The organism is Streptomyces sp. ICN903 (assembly GCF_022015835.1).
In the GTDB taxonomy this organism is placed as follows: domain Bacteria; phylum Actinomycetota; class Actinomycetes; order Streptomycetales; family Streptomycetaceae; genus Streptomyces; species Streptomyces fenghuangensis.
In genome coordinates, this window is record NZ_JAKMAY010000005.1 from 1 (window position 1) to 18,814 (window position 18,814).

21 protein-coding genes and 1 tRNA gene are annotated in these 18,814 nt (G+C 73.1%); 15 read left to right on the plus strand and 7 right to left on the minus strand.

Annotation, left to right across the window (positions count from 1 at the left end):
* Nucleotides 1-30: 30 nt before the first annotated feature.
* Both L7D48_RS01035 and L7D48_RS01040 read right to left on the minus strand, forming a co-directional pair.
* A complete protein-coding gene (locus tag L7D48_RS01035) occupies nt 31-696 on the minus strand; it encodes a glycosyltransferase family 2 protein (protein WP_237876123.1) in 666 nt (221 codons plus the stop codon).
* A 127-nt stretch (nt 697-823) separates the two neighbouring features.
* Nucleotides 824-1,933, minus strand: a complete 1,110-nt coding sequence (locus L7D48_RS01040) for an NAD-dependent epimerase/dehydratase family protein (RefSeq protein ID WP_237876125.1) — start codon at nt 1,931-1,933, stop codon at nt 824-826.
* Between the two features lie 172 nt (nt 1,934-2,105).
* Here L7D48_RS01040 and L7D48_RS01045 point away from each other — a divergent pair, with 172 nt between their 5' ends.
* Together L7D48_RS01045 and L7D48_RS01050 are read left to right on the plus strand one after the other, a co-directional pair.
* A complete protein-coding gene (locus tag L7D48_RS01045; protein WP_237876127.1) occupies nt 2,106-3,302 on the plus strand; it encodes a thiolase family protein in 1,197 nt (398 codons plus the stop codon).
* A gap of 109 nt (nt 3,303-3,411) precedes the next feature.
* On the plus strand, nt 3,412-4,887 hold the full coding sequence (locus L7D48_RS01050; protein WP_237876130.1) for a lipase maturation factor family protein: 1,476 nt from the start codon (nt 3,412-3,414) through the stop codon (nt 4,885-4,887).
* 9 nt (nt 4,888-4,896) lie between these two features.
* Here the strand turns inward: L7D48_RS01050 and L7D48_RS01055 are convergent, their stop codons facing one another.
* A complete protein-coding gene (locus tag L7D48_RS01055) occupies nt 4,897-6,216 on the minus strand; it encodes an NAD(P)/FAD-dependent oxidoreductase (RefSeq protein WP_237876132.1) in 1,320 nt (439 codons plus the stop codon).
* 328 nt (nt 6,217-6,544) lie between these two features.
* Here L7D48_RS01055 and L7D48_RS01060 point away from each other — a divergent pair.
* Nucleotides 6,545-6,618 (plus strand) — tRNA-Pro (locus tag L7D48_RS01060).
* A gap of 122 nt (nt 6,619-6,740) precedes the next feature.
* On the opposite strand, the gene xerC is transcribed toward L7D48_RS01060, so the two are convergent.
* Nucleotides 6,741-7,940 carry a tyrosine recombinase XerC gene (gene xerC / locus L7D48_RS01065; RefSeq protein ID WP_237876134.1) on the minus strand — a complete coding sequence of 400 codons (1,200 nt, stop codon included), beginning with the start codon at nt 7,938-7,940 and terminating at the stop codon, nt 6,741-6,743.
* Nucleotides 7,933-8,466: a helix-turn-helix domain-containing protein gene (locus L7D48_RS01070; RefSeq protein WP_237876136.1), complete on the minus strand. Its 534-nt coding sequence runs from the start codon at nt 8,464-8,466 to the stop codon at nt 7,933-7,935. Before L7D48_RS01070 ends, xerC begins: the two co-directional genes overlap by 8 nt.
* 142 nt (nt 8,467-8,608) lie before the next feature.
* On the opposite strand from L7D48_RS01070, the gene L7D48_RS01075 reads away from it, so the two are divergent.
* The 12 genes from L7D48_RS01075 (at nt 8,609) to L7D48_RS01130 (ending at nt 15,504) form a co-directional block, all read left to right on the plus strand.
* The gene (locus tag L7D48_RS01075) at nt 8,609-8,818 is read left to right on the plus strand and encodes an AlpA family transcriptional regulator (protein ID WP_237876137.1); all 210 of its coding nucleotides are present in this window, start codon (nt 8,609-8,611) and stop codon (nt 8,816-8,818) included.
* The gene (locus tag L7D48_RS01080) at nt 8,815-9,045 is read left to right on the plus strand and encodes a helix-turn-helix domain-containing protein (RefSeq protein ID WP_237876139.1); all 231 of its coding nucleotides are present in this window, start codon (nt 8,815-8,817) and stop codon (nt 9,043-9,045) included. Before L7D48_RS01075 ends, L7D48_RS01080 begins: the two co-directional genes overlap by 4 nt.
* On the plus strand, nt 9,042-9,290 hold the full coding sequence (locus L7D48_RS01085; protein WP_237876141.1) for a hypothetical protein: 249 nt from the start codon (nt 9,042-9,044) through the stop codon (nt 9,288-9,290). Before L7D48_RS01080 ends, L7D48_RS01085 begins: the two co-directional genes overlap by 4 nt.
* Nucleotides 9,287-10,135, plus strand: coding sequence for a bifunctional DNA primase/polymerase (locus L7D48_RS01090; protein ID WP_237876144.1), 849 nt, complete (start codon nt 9,287-9,289; stop codon nt 10,133-10,135). Before L7D48_RS01085 ends, L7D48_RS01090 begins: the two co-directional genes overlap by 4 nt.
* Entirely contained in the window at nt 10,132-11,889 is a 1,758-nt protein-coding gene (locus L7D48_RS01095; protein WP_237876146.1) for a DUF927 domain-containing protein, read from the plus strand. Before L7D48_RS01090 ends, L7D48_RS01095 begins: the two co-directional genes overlap by 4 nt.
* Before the next feature lie 286 nt (nt 11,890-12,175).
* Nucleotides 12,176-12,700, plus strand: a complete 525-nt coding sequence (locus L7D48_RS01100; RefSeq protein ID WP_237876148.1) for a DUF6009 family protein — start codon at nt 12,176-12,178, stop codon at nt 12,698-12,700.
* The gene (locus L7D48_RS29340) at nt 12,697-13,095 is read left to right on the plus strand and encodes a helix-turn-helix domain-containing protein (RefSeq protein ID WP_237876149.1); all 399 of its coding nucleotides are present in this window, start codon (nt 12,697-12,699) and stop codon (nt 13,093-13,095) included. Before L7D48_RS01100 ends, L7D48_RS29340 begins: the two co-directional genes overlap by 4 nt.
* Nucleotides 13,096-13,104: 9 nt before the next feature.
* Nucleotides 13,105-13,245 (plus strand): hypothetical protein, encoded by a 141-nt coding sequence (locus L7D48_RS01110; protein WP_237876151.1) that lies wholly within the window; start codon nt 13,105-13,107, stop codon nt 13,243-13,245.
* On the plus strand, nt 13,242-14,027 hold the full coding sequence (locus L7D48_RS01115; RefSeq protein WP_237876153.1) for a hypothetical protein: 786 nt from the start codon (nt 13,242-13,244) through the stop codon (nt 14,025-14,027). Before L7D48_RS01110 ends, L7D48_RS01115 begins: the two co-directional genes overlap by 4 nt.
* Nucleotides 14,028-14,218: 191 nt before the next feature.
* A complete protein-coding gene (locus L7D48_RS01120; protein ID WP_237876154.1) occupies nt 14,219-14,593 on the plus strand; it encodes a holin in 375 nt (124 codons plus the stop codon).
* Between the two features lie 210 nt (nt 14,594-14,803).
* The gene (locus tag L7D48_RS29260) at nt 14,804-15,202 is read left to right on the plus strand and encodes a hypothetical protein (protein ID WP_305853118.1); all 399 of its coding nucleotides are present in this window, start codon (nt 14,804-14,806) and stop codon (nt 15,200-15,202) included.
* A complete protein-coding gene (locus tag L7D48_RS01130; RefSeq protein ID WP_237876156.1) occupies nt 15,202-15,504 on the plus strand; it encodes a hypothetical protein in 303 nt (100 codons plus the stop codon). The genes L7D48_RS29260 and L7D48_RS01130 overlap by 1 nt, the downstream gene beginning before the upstream one ends.
* Here L7D48_RS01130 and L7D48_RS01135 read toward each other — a convergent pair.
* Nucleotides 15,501-16,325: a GIY-YIG nuclease family protein gene (locus L7D48_RS01135; RefSeq protein ID WP_237876158.1), complete on the minus strand. Its 825-nt coding sequence runs from the start codon at nt 16,323-16,325 to the stop codon at nt 15,501-15,503. The genes L7D48_RS01130 and L7D48_RS01135 overlap by 4 nt on opposite strands.
* A 242-nt stretch (nt 16,326-16,567) precedes the next feature.
* Nucleotides 16,568-18,763 (minus strand): FtsK/SpoIIIE domain-containing protein, encoded by a 2,196-nt coding sequence (locus tag L7D48_RS01140; RefSeq protein ID WP_237876160.1) that lies wholly within the window; start codon nt 18,761-18,763, stop codon nt 16,568-16,570.
* Between the last annotated feature and the right edge of the window lie 51 nt (nt 18,764-18,814).

Genomic DNA, 18,814 nt, shown 5'->3' on the forward strand with positions numbered 1-18,814 from the left:
GGGGCACGGGCGGCGTGGGGGGCGCCGGGCTCACCGCAGCACCTTCCGCATGTCGTGGACGGCCTGCCAGGTGCCGCGCCAGGTGCCGGTGACCTTCGAGCGGCCCGTGCGCGGCCGGTAGGGGACCTCCGCCTCCCGCACCCGCCATCCGGCGTCGGCCGCGCGCACCACCATCTGCAGGGGGTAGCCGCTGCGCCGGTCGGTCAGGCCCAGCTCCAGCAGGGCGAGGCGCCGGGCCGCCCGCAGCGGGCCCAGATCGCGGAGCCGCAGTCCCGTGCGCCGGCGCACCATCCGGGCCAGCGCCAGGTTCCCGGCCCGGGCGTGCAGCGGCCAGGCGCCGCGTCCGACGGGTCTGCGGCGAGCCAGGACGAGGTCGGCCTCGCCCTTGCGCACGGGTGCGGCGATCCGTTCGGCCGCGCCGGGGTCGAGTGAGGCGTCGCAGTCGCAGAAGGCGACGATCTCGGCCTCGGCGGCGAGCAGTCCGGTGTGGCAGGCGGCGCCGAAGCCGCGGCGCGGCTCGTGCACCACACGCGCCCCGAGCTCGCGGGCGACATCGGCCGAGCCGTCCGTCGAGCCGTTGTCGACGACGACGGCCCGCCAGCCGTCGGGAATCCGGGGCAGCACCCAGGGCAGTGCCCGGGCCTCGTTCAGACAGGGCAGCACGATCTCCCCGCGAAGGGCTGTGGGGTGGGTCATCCGCCTCACCTTACGAGAGCAATACGGTCATTTCGGTCATCGGGCACGGCGAAACGCGGCCGCCGACCACCGCAGCACCGCGCGCCCGCCGACGGCCCGGCGGTCACCGGCTCAAGGGGCCACCGCCTCAGGGGGTCACCGTGCCGACCGCGGCCGCCCCCGGCACCTGCGCCGTCACCCGCTCCGGCGGTCCTCCCGAAGGCCCCCGCAGCGGCTCCTTGGCGAAACGCGCCATCCCCTCGGCGAAACCCACCTCCGGCTTCCAGCCCAGCTCCCGGCGCAGCCGCTCCGAGGACGCGGTGATGTGCCGTACGTCCCCCAGCCGGTACTCCCCCGTCACCACCGGCTCGGGCCCGCCGAAGGCCGCCGCCAGCGCCCGGGCGGCCTCGCCGACGGTGTGCGGTTCGCCGCTGCCGGTGTTGTACGCGCGCAGCGACCCCCCGGGCCGCTCGCCGAGCGCCTCCAGGGCCGCGACGTTGGCCGCCGCGACATCGCCGACGTGGACGAAGTCCCGGCGCTGCGCACCGTCCTCGTACACCCTGGGCGGCTCGCCGCGCTCGAGCGCGGAGCGGAAGAAGGAGGCGACCCCCGCGTAGGGGGTGTCGCGGGGCATCCCGTAGCCGTAGACGTTGTGGTAGCGCAGACTGACGGCCCGTCCGCCGGTGGCACGGGCCCACACCGCCGCCAGGTGCTCCTGCGCCAGTTTGGTGGCGGCGTAGACGTTGCGCGGGTCGGCGGGGGCGTCCTCCCCGACCAGGCCGGGTTCCAGGGCGGCACCGCACTCCGGGCAGGGCGGCTCGAAGCGGCCCGCCTCCAGGTCGCGCGGCGGGCGGGGCCCGGGCCGCACCTCCCCGTGGCGGGGGCAGAGGTACCGCCCCTCCCCGTACACCACCATCGACCCGGCCAGCACCAGGCGCCCCACCCCGGCCCGGGCCATCTCCGCCAGCAGTACGGCGGTGCCCAGGTCGTTGGCGCCCACGTACGCGGGGGCGTCCGCGAAGTCCCTGCCCAGGCCGACCATCGCGGCCTGGTGGCAGACCGCGTCCACCCCGCGCAGGGCCCGCGCCACCGCCTCGGCGTCGCGGACGTCCGCCCTCACCCCGCTCCCGCCGGCCTTGGCGTCGCAGGTGGTGTCGGCAGCGGTGTCGAGCACCACGGGCTCATGGCCGGCGTCCCGCAGGGCCTCGACGACATGCGAGCCGATGAAGCCGGCTCCTCCGGTGACCAGTACGCGCATGAGGGCACGCTAGGACCGCTTCCGGCGCGGCGCCCGTCACCGGCCGGGCGCGTCAGCGATCCGAGGGAGAGGCGGTGCCCATGCCCACCCGTACGGAGCAACGGGTGTGTGATCGACCATGCCCGCCCGCCGCTTCTGGCCATCCGGGTGCGGTCCTGCCAGGATCCCTGCCATGGCCAACGATCTCCTGCGTGATGTGTATGTCGTCGATGCGGTGCGCACCCCGATCGGCCGGTACGGCGGGGCACTGGCCGGGGTACGCCCCGACGACCTGGCCGCCCATGTCATCCGCGCCCTGGTCGACCGCACCCCCGACCTCGACCCCGCCCGGATCGACGACGTCGTCTTCGGCAACGCCAACGGCGCCGGCGAGGAGAACCGCAACGTCGCCCGTATGGCCGCCCTCCTGGCCGGCCTCCCGGTCACCGTCCCCGGTGTGACCGTCAACCGGCTGTGCGCCTCCGGTCTGGAGGCCGTCCTCCACGCGGCCCGCGCCATCGCCTGCGGCGACGCCTCCGTCGCCATCGCCGGCGGTGTGGAGTCCATGTCCCGGGCCCCCTGGGTGCTGCCCAAGCCCGAACGCGGCTTCCCGGCCGGTCACCAGCAGATGTACTCCACCACCCTGGGCTGGCGCATGACCAACCCCGCCATGCCCCCCGAATGGACCGTCTCCCTGGGCGAGGGCGCCGAGCAGGTCGCCGACAAGCACGCCGTCACCCGCGAGGCCCAGGACGCCTACGCGCTGGCCAGCCACCGCAAGGCCGCCGCCGCATGGGCGGACGGCGCCCACGACGCCCAGACCGTACCCGTTCCCGGCACCGACCTGGCCCGTGACGAGTCCATCCGCGAGACCACCTCGATGGACGCGCTGGCCAAGCTCAAGCCCGCCTTCCGCGCCGACGGCGGCACCGTCACCGCCGGCAACTCCTCTCCCCTCAACGACGGCGCCGCCGCACTCCTGCTCACCGACGAGGCCGGCCTGAAGGCCACCGGCCGCACCCCCCTGGCCCGCATCGGCGCCTCCGCCACCACCGCCGTCGAACCCAACCTCTTCGGCCTCGGCCCCGTCCAGGCCGTGACCCGCGCGCTGGACAGGGCCGGCCGCGCCTTCCGCGACCTGGACGTCGTCGAACTCAACGAGGCTTTCGCCGCCCAGGTCCTGGGCTGCCTGGCCGAATGGCCCGACCTCGACCCCGCCGTCGTCAACCCCCACGGCGGCGCCATCGCCCTCGGCCACCCGCTGGGCGCCTCCGGTGCCCGCCTGGCCGGTGCCGTCGCCCACCACCTGGCCGCCACCGGCGCCCGCACCGGCCTCGCCGCCCTGTGCATCGGCGTCGGCCAGGGGCAGGCCCTGGTACTGGAGCGCTGAGCGGACCCGTACGGCCGTACGCCCGGCCGTACGCCCACTCACGCGACCGCGTGTCCTGCCACCGGGGCCCGCCGCATGACGGCGGGCCCCGGTGGTACACGTGGCCGCCATGGAGTGGGAATGGTTCGCGGCACCCGACTACTGGCTGAGCCGCCTGGTCCTCCAGCGGGGCCTGGCCGCCGTCTACCTCGTCGCCTTCGTCTCGGCGGCGCTGCAGTTCCGGGCGCTGCTCGGCGAGCGCGGTCTGACGCCGGTGCCGGACTTCCTGCGCCGGGTGTCCTTCCGCGACTCCCCCAGCCTGTTCCACCTGCGCTACTCCGACCGGCTCTTCGCCTCCGCGGCCTGGCTGGGCGCGGCGCTGTCGGCGGCGGTGCTGCTGGGCGCGGCCGACCGGGTGCCGCTGGCGGTGTCCATGGCGATGTGGGCGCTGCTGTGGGTGCTGTACCTGTCGATCGTGAACGTCGGCCAGACCTGGTACGCGTTCGGCTGGGAGTCGCTGCTGCTGGAGGCCGGCTTCCTGGCCGTCTTCCTCGGCAACGCCGACGTCGCCCCGCCACTGCTCACCCTCGTCCTGCTGCGCTGGCTGCTGTTCCGGGTGGAGTTCGGCGCGGGGCTGATCAAGTGGCGCGGCGACCTGTGCTGGCGCAGGCTGACCTGCCTGGACTACCACCACGAGACCCAGCCGATGCCGGGCCCGCTGAGCTGGTTCTTCCACCGGCTGCCGCGCCCGCTGCACCGGGTGGAGGCGGCCGCCAACCACGTCACCCAGCTCGTCGTCCCCTTCCTGCTGTTCCTCCCCCAGCCGGTGGCGAGCGCCGCCGGACTGGCCGTGGTCGTCACCCAGCTGTGGCTGGTGGCGTCCGGCAACTTCGCCTGGCTCAACTGGCTGACGGCCCTGCTGGCCTTCTCCGCCATCGACGGCTCCGCGGTCGCCGGCGCCCCCGCCCACGGCCCCACGCCCCTGTGGTTCGGTGCCGCCGTCATCGCCGTGACCGCTCTGGTGGCGGTGCTCAGCTACCGGCCCGCGCGCAATCTGCTCTCGCGCCGCCAGCGGATGAACGCCTCCTTCGACCGGCTCCACCTGGTCAACACCTACGGCGCCTTCGGCAGCGTGACGCGCGTGCGGCACGAGGTGGTGATCGAGGGCACCGACGAGGAGCGGATCACCGATGCCACACGCTGGCGGGAGTACGGCTTCAGGGGCAAGCCGGGGGACGTGCGCCGGCTGCCGCGCCAGTACGCGCCGTACCACCTGAGGCTGGACTGGCTGATGTGGTTCGCCGCGCTCTCGCCCTCCTACGCGGCCCCCTGGTTCGCCCGGCTGCTGCACAGGCTGCTGGAGAACGACCCCGACACCCTGCGGCTGCTGCGCTCCAACCCCTTCCCCGGCGCCCCTCCCGTCCACGTACGGGCCCTGCTGTACCGCTACCGCTTCACCACCTGGCGGGAGCTGCGCTCCACCGGGGCGTGGTGGGACCGCGAGCTGATCGGCCCCTACGGGCCGCCGGTCTCCCGGCGGCCCGCGGACACTGATTCGAGCGCGGACGGGGAAACGGACACCGACACGGACGCGGAGGCGCCGTGAGGGCGGCCGTCAGCCGCGCAGCCGGGCCGTCTCGGGCGAGGCGGTGTCCAGCGGCACCGACCAGGCGTCCAGCACGCCGAGCTGGACGGCCTGCCGCCGCAGTACGGCGTCCAGCGCCCAGTCGGCGGCCACCCGGATCCGGTTGCCCGGCATCGCGGCGAGGTGGTAACCGCGGGTGACGAGGTTGGCGACCGGGCCGGACAGCGGGATGCCGAAGGGGTTGGCCGCGGCCTGCACCCCGCCCAGGTCCACGACGAAGCCCAGGTCGCTGTGCTTGTACGGGCGGCGGGTGCCGACCCCGTAGGAGGCCATGACGTTGTTCGCGGCCGTCTTGCCCTGCCGGTGGGCGTGCTGGGCGGTCATCGCCGTGTACTGGCCGGGGTTGGTCAGGTCCGGCACCGCCGCGGCGTCGCCGCAGGCGAACACCTCGGGGCGGCCGGGGACGTTCAGGTACTCGTCTACGATCAGCCGCCCCTTCTCGGTCGGCAGACCGAGCTGCTCCACCAGCGGGTCGGGCCGCACCCCGACACACCAGATCAGCGACCGGGTGGGGACGAACTCCCCGGTGTCCAGGAGGACGCCGTCCTTGGTGGCCTCCTTCACCGAGGTCCCGGTGCGCACCTCCACCCCGCGTTTGCGCAGCACCCGGTCGGCGGTCTGCGCCAGCTTCTCGTCCAGCCCCGGCAGCACCCGGTCCGCGATGTCCAGCAGCATCCAGCGGGGCCGGGCGTCGGCCCGCATCCCTGTGGCACTGCGGGCGTGCTGGCGGGCCAGGGAGTCGGTGAACATCTTGCCGTGGGCGGCCACCTCGGTACCGGTATAGCCCGCGCCGACGACCACGAAGGTGGTGCGCGCCCGGCACTCCTCCGGATCCTCGGCGTTGGCGGCGAGGGCGACCTGCCGGCTGATGTGGTCGCGCAGGTACAGAGCCTCCGGCATGCCCCGGAACCCGACCGCGTGCTCGGCCACCCCGGGGATGGGCAGCAGCTTGTTCACGCTTCCGACGGTGAGGACGAGCCGGTCGTAGCCCAGACTCTTCTCGGCCCCCTCGGGGTCGGTGTAGGTGATCGAACGCCCGTCGAGGTCCACGCCGTGCACCTCTCCCAGCACCAGCCGCACCTTCGGCAGCGTCCCGGCCAGCGACACCGAGACCCGGCGGGCCTCCAGGAGCCCGGCCGACACCTCGGGCAGCAGCGGCAGGTACAGGAAGTAGTCGTTCGGGTTCACCAGCACGATCTCGGCCGCCCCGCGAAGCTTCCGCGACAGCGTCCTGGCGGTCTGGTAACCGGCGAACCCGGCTCCGACGATCACAATCCGGGAACGGCTCACGTGCGACTCCAGTCCTCGGGACCAACGACCAGGGCAACCGCGTTTCCCGCCTGCGTCCCGGCAAACCCGTCCCGGCCCCTGCCACGGCCTTCCGGCCCCGGCTCCCCCGCCGGTCTCGTACCCGCACGGGCCCGTACGGCCCGCCACACCCGGACGACTGGGCACACCGACGCACACGGTGGGTGACGAAGCCGCCTCCCCGGAGCCCGACCGGGAGCGAAGTGATCTTCCGGCCCCGGGCCCCGAGGGGTGAGCGAGCACTCCCCGGAATGCGGTATGGTTTCTGTGCGCGAACGGCGAGGGACAAGATCCCGGACCGGGAGAGCATCGGGACGTGGCGCAGCTTGGTAGCGCACTTGACTGGGGGTCAAGGGGTCGCAGGTTCAAATCCTGTCGTCCCGACAGAGGAACACGGGCTTAGTGCCCAGGTCAGGGCCTTGTTTCACTTCGGTGAGGCAGGGCCCTTTGATCGTTCTCGGGGCCTGTTGTCTCACGATTTCTCACTATGCAGTTTTGGATCTTGCTCAGCCGAGCAGTTCGCTCAGCTTCTCCGACCCGACTCTGAGGCTCTGCGGGTCGGGGTGCACGTAGACCCGTTTGGTGAACGACAGGTCACTGTGCCCCGCCCACGCGGAAACCACGGTGTCGGGTACGCCGTTGTTCGCCATCCAGGACAGGCAGGCGTGCCGCGCGTCGTACAGCCGCACCCGCCGGACCCCGGCGGCCTCCATGAGCTTGTACGCCTCGCGCCGTAGCTTGTCCGTCTTGAACGGCCGCCCCAGCTCGTCCACCAGGACGTAGCCACTGTTCTCGTAGCCGTCGCCGGCCGCCGCCTTCTCTCTCTCCTGCAACGCCCGGAAGACCACCAGCGCGGCCCGGACCGGAGCGGGCAGCGGCAGAACACGCCTGCCCGCCTCGGTCTTGGTCGACTTCTCCACCACCTTGTTCCGCTGCCCTGCGGGCAGGGCCCGGTCGTAGACGATGGTTCGGGTGTTTCCGATGGCGATGGTGCCCGCGCCGTTCAGGTCGACGTCCTCAGCCCACCGAGCGCCGCAGACCTCGGCCGGCCGTTCGGCGATCAGGGCGAGCAGCATCGGAGCGAACAGCCGGTGTCCGTGGATGCCTTCGAGGAACTGCCGCACCTCATCCTGATTCCACGGCTTGCCCTTGCGGCTGTTGCCCTCGGCCTTCTGCTTCGCCTCCCGGGAGACGGTGACGTGCTCGGCGACGTTCCGGGTCACGATGCCGCGGCGGACGGCCAGGTTCAGGGCGGACCGCAGGCGACCGAGGGTCAGCCGCACCGACCGGACGCTGAGCCCGGTGCCCGGCTTGCCGCCGCGGCGCCGGCCCTCGGTCACCATCCAGTCGATGAACTCCTCAACGTCCTCTTCAGTGAGCTGCTGGACGCGCTGGTGCCCGAGGCGGGCACGGGCGGGACGGATGGCGTTCTCGTAGTTGGAGGCGGTCGCCTCCTCTACGTCGCGCGTCGCTGTCTTCAGCCACATGTCGAGCAGTTCGTTGACCGTCATCTTGCTGGGCACGATCAGGGTTCCCGCGCTGCGCTGGTGCAAGATGCGGGCCCGCTCGGCAACGGCCTCGGCCTTGGTGCCCTTGGTGACGGTGAGCTGCTTCCGCTTGCCCTCGGGGGTCTGGCCCGCGTCGACCACGAACCGGTACCGCACAGTCCCGTCCCGCAGCGTGATCTTCTTGATGGGGTCACCCATCTCCGCTCCTGTCGTGCTCGCGGTGCGGGTCTTCAAGCGCCGCCTGGCGGCCCGCCGGAGTCATCAGGTTGTAACGACGACGCCGGCCGCGGGGGCGGGACCAGCGAGTGAAGTCCAAAAGCGCTGTTCCGTCGTCACCTTCCGGGACTCGCAGTGGGCGTTTTCCGTCTGCCCAGTCCCATGCCGTCTCGGCGTCCACGCTTCCGCCGCCGGTCAGGTGAGCGCTGCCGTCTGTCGTGTCCGGCAGCAGCAGCGCGGAGGGGTTCACGCCGAGGGCGACGGACAGAACGACCAAGTCGTCGGCGTCCACACGGCGGATGTTCGGGGGCTTCTCCTGGTAGTCCGGCTCGTCAACCAGTCGCCCATTCTCGATCTTGTTCAGGGCGTCCGCGCTGATCTTGCGACCGCTCTCCTCCACCCTCTTGGCGAGAGCTCGGAGACTCAGCCCCTGCGCTTCTCTGAGCCGCTTGATGTTCGCGGCCACCATCTTCCCTGTCGGTCCCAACTCAATCCGTCCTGTCGCCATGATCCTGACGCTATCAGTCTGCATAACGCAGACGATTGCCTGGATCTTGCCGTATCGGGCTGTTCGCCTTACGCTCTGCATCATCACCGACTTTCGCTCGGTGACGCAAGTACTTGTCTCTAAAAAGTAGACAGGAAGTGTGATGACGCAGATGAATCTCACTGAGGGGCAGCTCGCCGAGCGGCTGGGCGTCAGCGTCCGGACGCTCCAGCGGTGGCGGTGGCAGAAGACCGGGCCGCGCTACTACAAGCTCAGCCCCGGGCGGGGCGGACGAGTCCGGTACCGGCTGGCCGATGTCGAGCGGTACGAGGCCGAGCGCCTCGCCGCCCAGGAGCGAGGCGCCGCCGCATGACGACGAAGCGCCAGACCAAGCAGCCGACCCTGGCGGAGGTCAGGAAGTGGCCGGCCACTGTCAGCGTCGCCCAGGCCGCGACCGCGCTCGGCATCTCCAAGTCCCACCTGCACGCGCTCATCAGCCGCGGCGAGGCGCCCGTGCGCACCCTCCCCCTCGGGCGTTGTCAGCGGGTTGTAACCGCAGACCTCGTCACCGTCCTGTCCGGAGGAAGTGAGGCGGCATGAGCCAGAACAGCAAGAAGCCCCGGGGTGGGCGCCCCGGGGCCTTGAAAGCAAACCTGCTGGGTGGCGGGTCTGACACGTGCACTGTAGCGCGCTCCGAGGTCAACCGCGAGAAAGCCCGGTGGCACATCACCCTCGGCAGCATCCGCGCCCACCTGGACGAGCAGCCCAGCCGCCAGTCGCGCCGGGCCGCCGCCCGCCGCTGGTGCGCCGCCATCACCGCCATGGGTGAGGAGTGGACGCCATGAGCACGCTCGACTCCGCCCTCTGGCTTGTCCGTCACGGCTTCTCAGTCTTCCCCGCCGACCATCCCGGCGCCGGCCAGTGCACCGGCATCGGCCGCGGCCACGACCCCGAGACGTGCACCGACCGGGGCAAGCACCCGTGTGTGCCGTTCACCCGTGTCCACACGCTCGACGAGCGGCAGGTGCACCGCTGGTTCGACGGCCAGCTGCGCAACGTCGCCGTCGCGGTCGGGGCCTGCGCCGGCCCCGGCGGCGCGCGGCTCCTGGTCGTCGACTCCGACCGGCCCGGCGCCATTGAGAACGCCGCCAGTGCGTTCGGCCACCGGCACACCCCGACCATGCGCGTGCACACCGCCAAGGGCGCCCACGACTACTACTGGGCCCCGGCGGGTGCGCAGCTCGGCAACGGACTGGGGCAGCTGCGCGGCAAGTTCGACGGCGACGTGCGCGGCAGCCGCGGCTACGTCATCGGCCCCGGCTCGGTACACGCCACCGGCACCGTGTACGAGCTGGCCGATCCCGAGCAGCCGCCCGCCTCCGCACCGGCGTGGCTGGTGACCGCGCTGCAGCCGTCGGCGCAGCAGCCGCCCCGAGGCGCGGCCAGCGCTCCTGCCCGGGGCAGCGGTCCGCTGCTCGCCCTGGTGCGCGTCGTGCTGGAGAGCCCGCAGGGCGCCCGGAACAACCGCCTGTACTGGGCAGCCTGCCGGGCGTTCGAGCACTGCCGCAGCGGCCAGCTGGAGCCGCGCGCCGTGGCGTCCGCGCTCGCCGACGCCGCCACCCATGCCGGGCTTCCCGAGGCCGAGGCCCGCAAGACCATCACTTCCGCATACCGAAGGGGCGCCCGGTGACCGATGACCGCGGCGAGTCCGTCGACGAGACGGCCCGCAAGATCCTGGACGAGAACGGGCTCACCGGCTTTCCGCCGGCGCTGCTGGCGCTCGTCCGCTCCACCGACGGACCGGCCTACCGGGTGCCGGCCGGGTACCGGGTCGACTACTCGGGAGTGTGGGCCGTCCGGGAGACCAAAGACGGCGAGATCCTGACCCGGGTGGCGTGGGCGCCGCTGCTGGTCGCCACGGTCTACGTCGACCCGGCCGGAGACCAGAACATCGAGCTGGCCTGGATGGACCGGGGGCGGCCGGTCACCCGCACCGTGCCCCGGTCGGTGGCCCGGCGCGGCCGGCTGCTGGTCGCCACCCTCGGCGACGCCGGGCTGCCGGTCATCGAGGCCGACGCCAAGCAGGCCGAACGGTGGCTGGCCGCCGTGGAGTCGGCCAACTACGAGGCGATCCCCCGTGTCGACCTGGCCCGGCAGCTGGGCTGGCAGAAGAACGGCGCGTTCGTCACCTCCCAGGACACCCCGAACCGGGTGGAGGTGAAGTACGAGGAACAGAAGTCCGCGCTGGCCGCCCACGTGCCCTGCGGGACGCTGGAGGGCTGGCAGCGGGCCATCAAGCCGATGGACGCCTACCCGGTGGCGCAGATGGCGCTGTACGCCTGCCTGGCCGCGCCGCTGCTGGAGCCGGTCGGGGTGAACTCCTTCACCGTCGACATCAGCGGCCGGTCGACCCGGGGCAAGACCACGGCCGCCATGGGCGGCATGAGCGTGTGGGCCGATCCCAGCGAGAAGGCCGACGGCATGTACTCGTGGCGGACCACGATGCTCGCGGCCGAGAAGCGGCTCAACCTCGTCAACGGCCTGCCGGTGGTGTTCGACGAGACCAAGCTGGTGCGCGACCCGGAGATGGTGCACGCGCTGCTGTACCAGATCCCGAAGAACCACGGGCAGGCCCGCGGCGGCGGCTGGCCGTCCGGCCTGCCCTGGCGGACAGTGGTGCTCTCCACCGGCGAGCAGTCGGTGCTGACGTTCACCACCGACCAGGGCGCCGCCGCCCGCGTGCTGCAGCTCAAGGCCGCGCCGTTCGGCACCGGCGGGGCCGAGTCGGCCGCGGCCGCCATCGAGGTGCGCGACGGGTGCAGCGAGAACTACGGCGTGGCCGGCCCCCAGTTCATCGAGAAGCTGCTCGCCCTGCTCGCCGACGGCGGGAAGGCCCGGCTCCTGGCCCGGCACCGGGAGCTGACCGAGGCTCACCGGTACGAAAGCGACATGAGCGCCCGCCGGGCGCCGATGGTGGCCTGCCTGGCGCTGGCCGCCGAACTCGCCCACTCCTGGGGCATCGTGCCCTTCCCGCCGCCGCAGCACGACGTGTGGGCGCAGCTGTTCGCGGCCAGTGACCAGACCGACAACCGCGGCGAGATGGCGCTGGACGTCGTGCGCGAGTACGTCGCCTCCCACCGGCGGGAGGTGTGGAGTCCGCACACGGCCGACGAGCAGCCGTTCAGCGGCTGGATCGGCCGGGAACTCCAGGTCGACGGGAAGACCACCATGGCGCTGCTGCCCGAGCGGCTGAAGGAGGCGCTGCGCCGGGCCGGATACGAGCTGGAGTCCGTCATCCCCAGCTGGCGGGAGAGCGGCGCCCTGGTGGAGAGCCCGTCCTACCGGCCGCCCTACCTGCTGGCGAAGAAGCTCAACGGTCCCAAGGTCCGCATGTACGTCTTCGCTCCGTCCGTCTTCGCCGCCGACGACGAGGACGGAGAGTGACGTGACGCCCCAGCCGCAGGGGAAAACACTCCCTCTCTCCGGCCCAAGTGCGTACCCCCGGCCTGCTGGGGCGTATGTGCAGGTCGGAGGCGGTATCGCGGGGGTACGCAGCCGTGCGTACCCCCGCCGGGGCGGGACCGGGGGGTACGCAGCCGTGCGTACCCCCTGGCGATCATGCGTCACCGCAGATCAGACGGCTTTCCCCTTTCCTGCCCGGTGGGGGTACGCACCCCCGGCGGACAGAGAGCCTGAACTTTCGGCGCACGCGCCAGAAGGGACACACTCCGTGATCAAAGATCCGGCGGACCTCCGCCACGAGGACGGCATCGTCTGGACCGAGGACACCGAGCGCCTGGACTACGTGCGCGAGTACGTCGACCAGGCCGCCACCAGCCGCCGCCGACCCGTCCCCTGGCGCGGGGCCGGCCGCCGCGTCGGATACTCCGTCCTCGCCCCCGCCGCCCCCAACAACGGCCAGCCCGGCATGTTCACCCGCCGCGTGTTCTGGGTGAACGACCACGACCGCAGCGAGCAGCCCGACGGCGTGTACGCCACCGGCACCCCGAGCGAAGGCGTCGACCCGCGCACCGTCGCCCCCGGCGCCTGGGGGCGGATGACCGACCGGGCCTGGGGCGCCCCTCGTACCCCGGCCGCGGTGGCCGAGCGGATAGAAGCGGCCCGGGCGAAGCAGGAGCGCCGCCGCCGGCAGCGCGCCGAGCTCGCCGAAGCACGCGAGTACGGACTGACCGCCCGGCACGCCGCCAAGCTGCGCCGCTGGCAGCGCCAGGACGACGGCGGCGACGCGGCGTGAAGCCCCCCTCGGCCTACACGCACGGCCCGGGCGTGCACGTGCCCGCCCGGGTCTGCGCCCTGCTCGACCTCCTCGCCCGGCTCGACCGGGTGCGCGTCCAAGTCCGAGGCCGTGACCCCGAACTCGACGCCGTGCTGTGCGCCATCCGCGACGCTGGCCGCCACTGGCGCGCTACCGCCACCGGAAGCCCCGTGGCCGAGCAGCCGGAAGCCGGGCCACGCTCACCGTGGCTGAGCACCACCGAGGCCGCCGGACTCCTCGGCATCACCGACCGGGCCGTCCGTCTCGCCATCGCCAGCGGGCGCCTGGACGCCGAGAACATCGGCGGCCGGTGGCGCGTCAGCCGCGAAGCGGTCGCCCACTACCAGGCGGCCCGCCAGCAGCGCGCCGCATAGGAGCCACCCGTGACCGACCAGCAGCAGACCCCCGAGACCCCCGGGCGGCGCATGAGCCGCCTCATCCGCGCCACCTCCCCCGTCCGCGCCCGCCGCGCCCTGGCCGACGCCATCCGCGGCAGCTGGAACAGGAAGGGGCAGCAGCAGTGACCGCCCAGCTCCCCTGCCCCCCGCTGTTCGACGGGCACACCGCCGGCGCCTACACCCTCCCCGACGAGCTGACCAAGCTGCGCGACACCTACACCGCGGTGCAGGCCCAGCCCTACCCCGAGCCACCCGAGAACCCGTGGGAGGTCATCCAACGCGTCGCCGTGGAAACCGTCGACGCCGTACACCACGGCAAGCCGCTGCCCGACCCGGCGCAGATCGAAGCCGCCCGGGCCGCCGAGCGCGTCCACCAGGACGTCCTGGACATGCTGCAGCAGTGCCTGGACATCGCCGCCCGGCGCGTCTCCAGCGCCCTGCACACCATGGCCGAGGACATCATCACCGAGCATCTGCGGCCCGCCCACGACCAGACCGTGGAAGCGTTCCGCGACGCCCTGGCCGTGCTGCGGGCACACGGGGAGATCCGCCCCCGTCACCTGCTCACCGCGCCGCCGAAGGTCCGCAAGGCCGCCGAGCAGCTCGACGTCCTCGCCGAGCGGTACGACCGCATCCACGCCGCCCGCTCCGCCCTGTGGAGCAAGGGCGTGCGCTGCACCGAGGACCCGCAGAACAAGTACGGGGCCGTGCGCAACTACCACGCGCTGCACCCGGTGCGGCTGGCCATGGCCCGCGCCCCCTGGCACGGCCTGAGCACCCGTGACTTCCTCATCTGGATGCACGACCACGGCGGGCAGCTGTGGCTGCCCACTCCCGACGAACAGGCCCAGGCCGTCGCCGACGAAACCCACATCGGGCAGAGCTTCCCCCGCCGCATCACGGCGTAGGGCAACAGGTCCGGCGTCAAAGCCACCCGCGTGTGGAGTACGCAGGCCGGCCACACAGCGGGAGCCATGGCCGGAGAGCGAGGCTTCTCCTTCGTTCACTCGCACCGACCCGGCCAGCGCCGACCGGCCCGCACCCCCTGGGCATGAGGGTGCGGGCCGGAGCCACACCCCGCACAGACAGGAGACAGCACATGCCGAGCAGGGCACACAAGGCGTGCAGCACCCCCGGCTGCCCCGAGCTGGTACCGCCGGGCAAGGTCGGCCGCTGCCCCGACTGCAGGCGCAAGGCCGAGCGAACTCGGGGCAGCGCGCACCGCCGCGGCTACGGCACGCAGCACCGCGACCGCTTCCGCCGCGGAGTCCTCGACCGCGACCCGGTGTGCGTCGAATGCAGGGCCGCCCCTGCCACCGTGGCAGACCACTGGCCCCGGTCGCGCCGCGAGTTGGTCGAACTCGGACTCGATCCGAACGACCCGAAGCACGGCCGCGGCCTGTGCCACCCGTGCCACGGCAAGGCCACAGCCGCCAACCCGCAGCAGCGCGGCGGCTGGTACGCCGAGCAGTGACCGGGGTGGGGCACGACTCCCAAGAGGGCACCGAGGCGGACCGGGGAGGAGAGGAATTGAGCGCGCCGCAGGTGAAGCCGTTTGCGCGGGAGGCCACCAGGGGTGGGGCATGAACCATGATCCACCCCGAGCCAGACCGCCGGGGAGGGCTCGGAAGATCCGCTCAAGCGGATGGACTCAACCAAACGATCAAGGAGCGAGGTGATCTAGATGCCCGGTCCGAGGCCGAATCCGGCGAAGCCGTACAGCCGCCACCGGCCGAAGGAGACCCGCGGCGGCCTGGTGCTGCTGCCGCCGACGTGTGACCTGCCGGTGCCGCCGTTGCCGCCTGGGCGGGAGTGGTCCGAGGCCGAGCGGCAGACCTGGGAGGAGCTGTGGACGGGCCCACAGGCCAACCAGTGGGATGACTCGTTCATCCCGGTGGTGGCGATGTTCGTCTGCCACTGCTCGGCCATCCTGGCGGGCCGGGCGTCGGCGTGGATGGCGCAGGAGGCCCGGCATCTGTCGGATCGCCTGGGTCTGACGCCGCAGGGCATGGCGGCGCTGGGCTGGGCGCTGCCGGATTCGGCTGCCCCGCCGGCGCCTGTGGTGCCGCTGAGGGGTGCGTGATGGTGTCGCAGCGGCGGGCGGCGCGGGCCGGGCTGCACCGGGCCGCCGGGGCCGATGACACTCCGCCCGCGTGGCTGTGGCAGTTCCGCTTCGCCGACTGGGGCCTGCCTGGTGTGCCCTCGGCCGAGGAGCCGGCCGCGGTCGCGGCGATCGTGGCAGCCCGCCGGAAGTGGCAGCGGGCACGGCATGAGTGGCTGACGTCCCGGGGCCTGGTGATGTGGTCCATGCCGGGCTTGTCGTGGGCGGAGTTCCGCCGGATCGAGCGGGAGGAGCCGCACCGGGTGCTGCGCCCACCGGCTTAGACGTCTTCACCGGCCACGGCCGCGTACAGCCCGTGGCGCGGCTTGCGCACCTGGCCCTGCTCGACCAGGACGCGCAGCGCGGCGTACACCTGCGACTGTGAGCGGCCCGTGGCGCGCACCAGTTCGGCGGCCGCTGCTTCCCCCTCAGCGAGCGCGGCGAGCACCAGCGTGGCGGCCGTCGGGTCGCTGCTGCGGGGTGCTTCCGCTGCCGGCCTGCTCTCGGGCCGCGAGACCGACTGTGGGCGCTTCTGCGGTTCGGCTGTGGTCACGCGTCCGTCGGGCAGCCATACGGCGTGCCCTTGCCCCACGAGCCGTTCGATGGGCCGATAGACGGCCCGCCAGTGAACGCCGAGCATCTGCGCCAGCTCGCGCGGGGCCGCCGGGCCGTCGGCGAGTGCGGCCAGCAGCCGCCCCCGTACCGTGTCGGGCTTCACCCGCCAGGTGGGCCGCGGCGCGGGGATGATGGGCTGCCGGGGCAGCGGGACCACGGGCAGCGGCCCGTAGCCGAGGCGGGCGGCCTCCTCCGCCACGGTCAGGACGGGGTCGGCGTCGCCGAAGTCGAACCACTCGCCGTGCGTGCGGCAGGCCGCGAACCGGTCGTGCAGCAGGGATTCCAGGCGCTGCCCGCCGAGGACCTGCCACAGCAGCACCAGCGGCACGGGCGACCCGGTTTGCAGGTCGGCGAGGCGCTCCTCGGGATCGTCGGATACGCCGATCTTCACGGGGCGGACGACGGGCGAGCCGATCAGGTACACCCATCGCCGGGACACCCGCCCCCGGCTCGGCGGCAAGGGATCGTCGTTGGTCTGCGCAGTCGTCACGGGAGGCTCCTCGCCGGTCTCCGAGGCGGCCCGGGCGGGCCGCGCCAGGTGTGCTGCCGGCAACGTAGCCGCAGCGGCTGACACTGACCCCGGACACACGAAAACCCCCCTCCCAGACGGCCCCGGGAGGGGGGTTTCCCTGTCGTCCCTGCCTCCCTGGCAGAGGGTCTGTGCAGGTCAGGGCAGGGAAGAGGGGCGAGGGAGCCGGTCAGGGAGAACTCCCTTGCCCTGGCGGTCCTCCCTCACTCTTCGGTGCCGTTCTCGGCCCGCCGGCCGAGGGCGGTTTCGACCTTGGCGCGGTCCACGACCATCACCCCGTCGCTCTTGTGGGGGGCGGCGTCGACGGCCTCCAGCACCTCCCGCAGCTCGCGGAACTTCCACCCGCGGTACTCGGCCGGGTTCCGCTCGGCCAGCCGCTGCAGGACCTCCTGGGTGCGCAGCCGCGGGGCGTCGCCGAGGACGGCCGCGATGTCCGCGAGCGGGTCGACGGACGGCCCGCCGGCCACGTGGCTGGCGGTGGTCACCCCGGCCCGCTTCGCCTTGGCCCGCTCGGCGATCGCGGCGGCCTGGTCGCCGTCGATGTAGTGGGTGCGCACCGTGATGGACGTCTGCCCCTTGGGCAGCGGGATGCCGTCGCCGGCCACCACCACCGTGCCCTTGTCCTGTCCGCGGCGCAGCTTGTGCGGGGCGGCGCCGCCGTCGACGGCCGTCTCACCGAGCGCCATCTTCGCCTGCGTCTCGGTGCCCAGCACCAGCGAGGCGCGGATGTGGGCGCCCTCGCGGACCAGCTTGGGCAGGTTCTCGTCGGTGGGGTCCTGGGTGCCCTGCCACAGCGTGACGTTCACGGCGCGGCCCTGGTTGTGCAGCTTGCGGGCGGCCATGAAGTACCGGGAGGTGGCCTTCTTCCCGCCGTAGGGGCGGCCGTCCTCGCCCTTGATGGGGCACATGAACGCCACCTGCGCCTCGTCCACGATGAGCACCAGGGGGCGGAACCGCGGGTCGGTGCGGGCCATCTCCCGGGTGACCCCGTTCGCCGAGCCGGACTCCTTCAGCGCCGCGTTGCGGTCCTCCATGTCGCCCACCGCCTCTTCCAGCATGTGGGTGGCCTCCATGACGTGCTCGTCGGTCGGGCCCTGGATGAGCACCGTGGCCAGGCCCTCGAACATCGCCCAGTCACCCACGCCTTTCAGGTCGGCGATGCGGAACTCCACCGAGCCGTCCAGCGCCAGCCACAGCGCCAGCGCCCGCAGCGCGGCGGTCTTGCCCTGGTTGGACAGGCCGGTGATGAGCAGGTGCCGCTGCAGCAGGGAGACGGCGGCGGCGTCCCCGCGCAGGTCCTGGCCCCACGGGGCGCTGCCGGTGTAGTAGTCGGCGCTCATGTCGGCGTCGACCACCAGCGGGGACGGGCCGATCGGCTCGTCCAGGGCGCCGGAGTCGGCGATCCACAGCCGCACCGTGCGGGCCGCGGGCGGGATGGTGATGAACACCTCGTGCTCGTGGCGGCCGAGGTTCTCCGCCAGCTTCCGTCGCCGGCCTTGCACCTCGTCCGTGGACACCCCCGAGGGCAGGGTGACGTCGACCTCGACGCCGCATCCGGCGATGGTGATGGGCGAGAGCATCGACGCGCCCGCGTCCCCCATCTCGGCGATGGCCTTGCGCAGCGGGGCGATACCGAGGTCGCGCAGGGCCTTGACCACGATGGACGGGGTGATGGGCTCGCCCTCACTGCTGCGCTGCGCGTGCGGCATCGCCCACGCGGGGGCGGTCTGCCGGCGTCTGCCCAGGTCCCACAGGCCCAGCAGGCACAGCCACGGGCCGAGCATGACCAGCGGGCCCCACACCACCGAGCCGATGATGACCGCCCAGTGCACGGCCTCGATCACGGCCAGGGTGGGGGCGAGAATCCAGGTGGGGTCTTCGGTGGCCACCGCCAGGGCGCCGCCCAGGGCGAGCAGTCCGCCCGCGCCGGCGACGGTGCCGACCGCGGCGGACTTGGCCAGCTGCTGCGGGGCCCGGATCAGCTCCATGCGCCGCTGGTGGCGCTGCTGCCGGTAGCGGGTGCCGCGCTCCTCCCACTCCTTGGCCTCCTCCCACTTCCCGGCGGCCTCCGCCGCCCGGATCATCCGCTCGTAGCGGGCGGCGGTGCGGCCGTCCCAGGCGCGGCGGGCCACGATCCGGGTGCCGCCGAGCACGTACAGGCTGTGCCGGACCGCCAGCCGGGCCGCGGTGCGGGTCCGCTCATGGGTGGCCGCGGTGCGCACCGCCCGGCCCGAGCGCACCCACACCGGGGCCCGCACCACCGTCGCTGGCCCCGGTGCGTCGGCGGGCCGGGGCTGCTCGGCGGCCTGGGCGGCCAGCTCGGCGTCGGTGTCGAACTTCAGCAGGGACACCTTCGGCCGGGCGTGCCCGTTGACGCGGGCCGTGGTCTGTTCGGTCATGCTGGATACCTCCGTCTCTCGAAAGTGGGGAACGGGGCCCGGGGCGGGCGG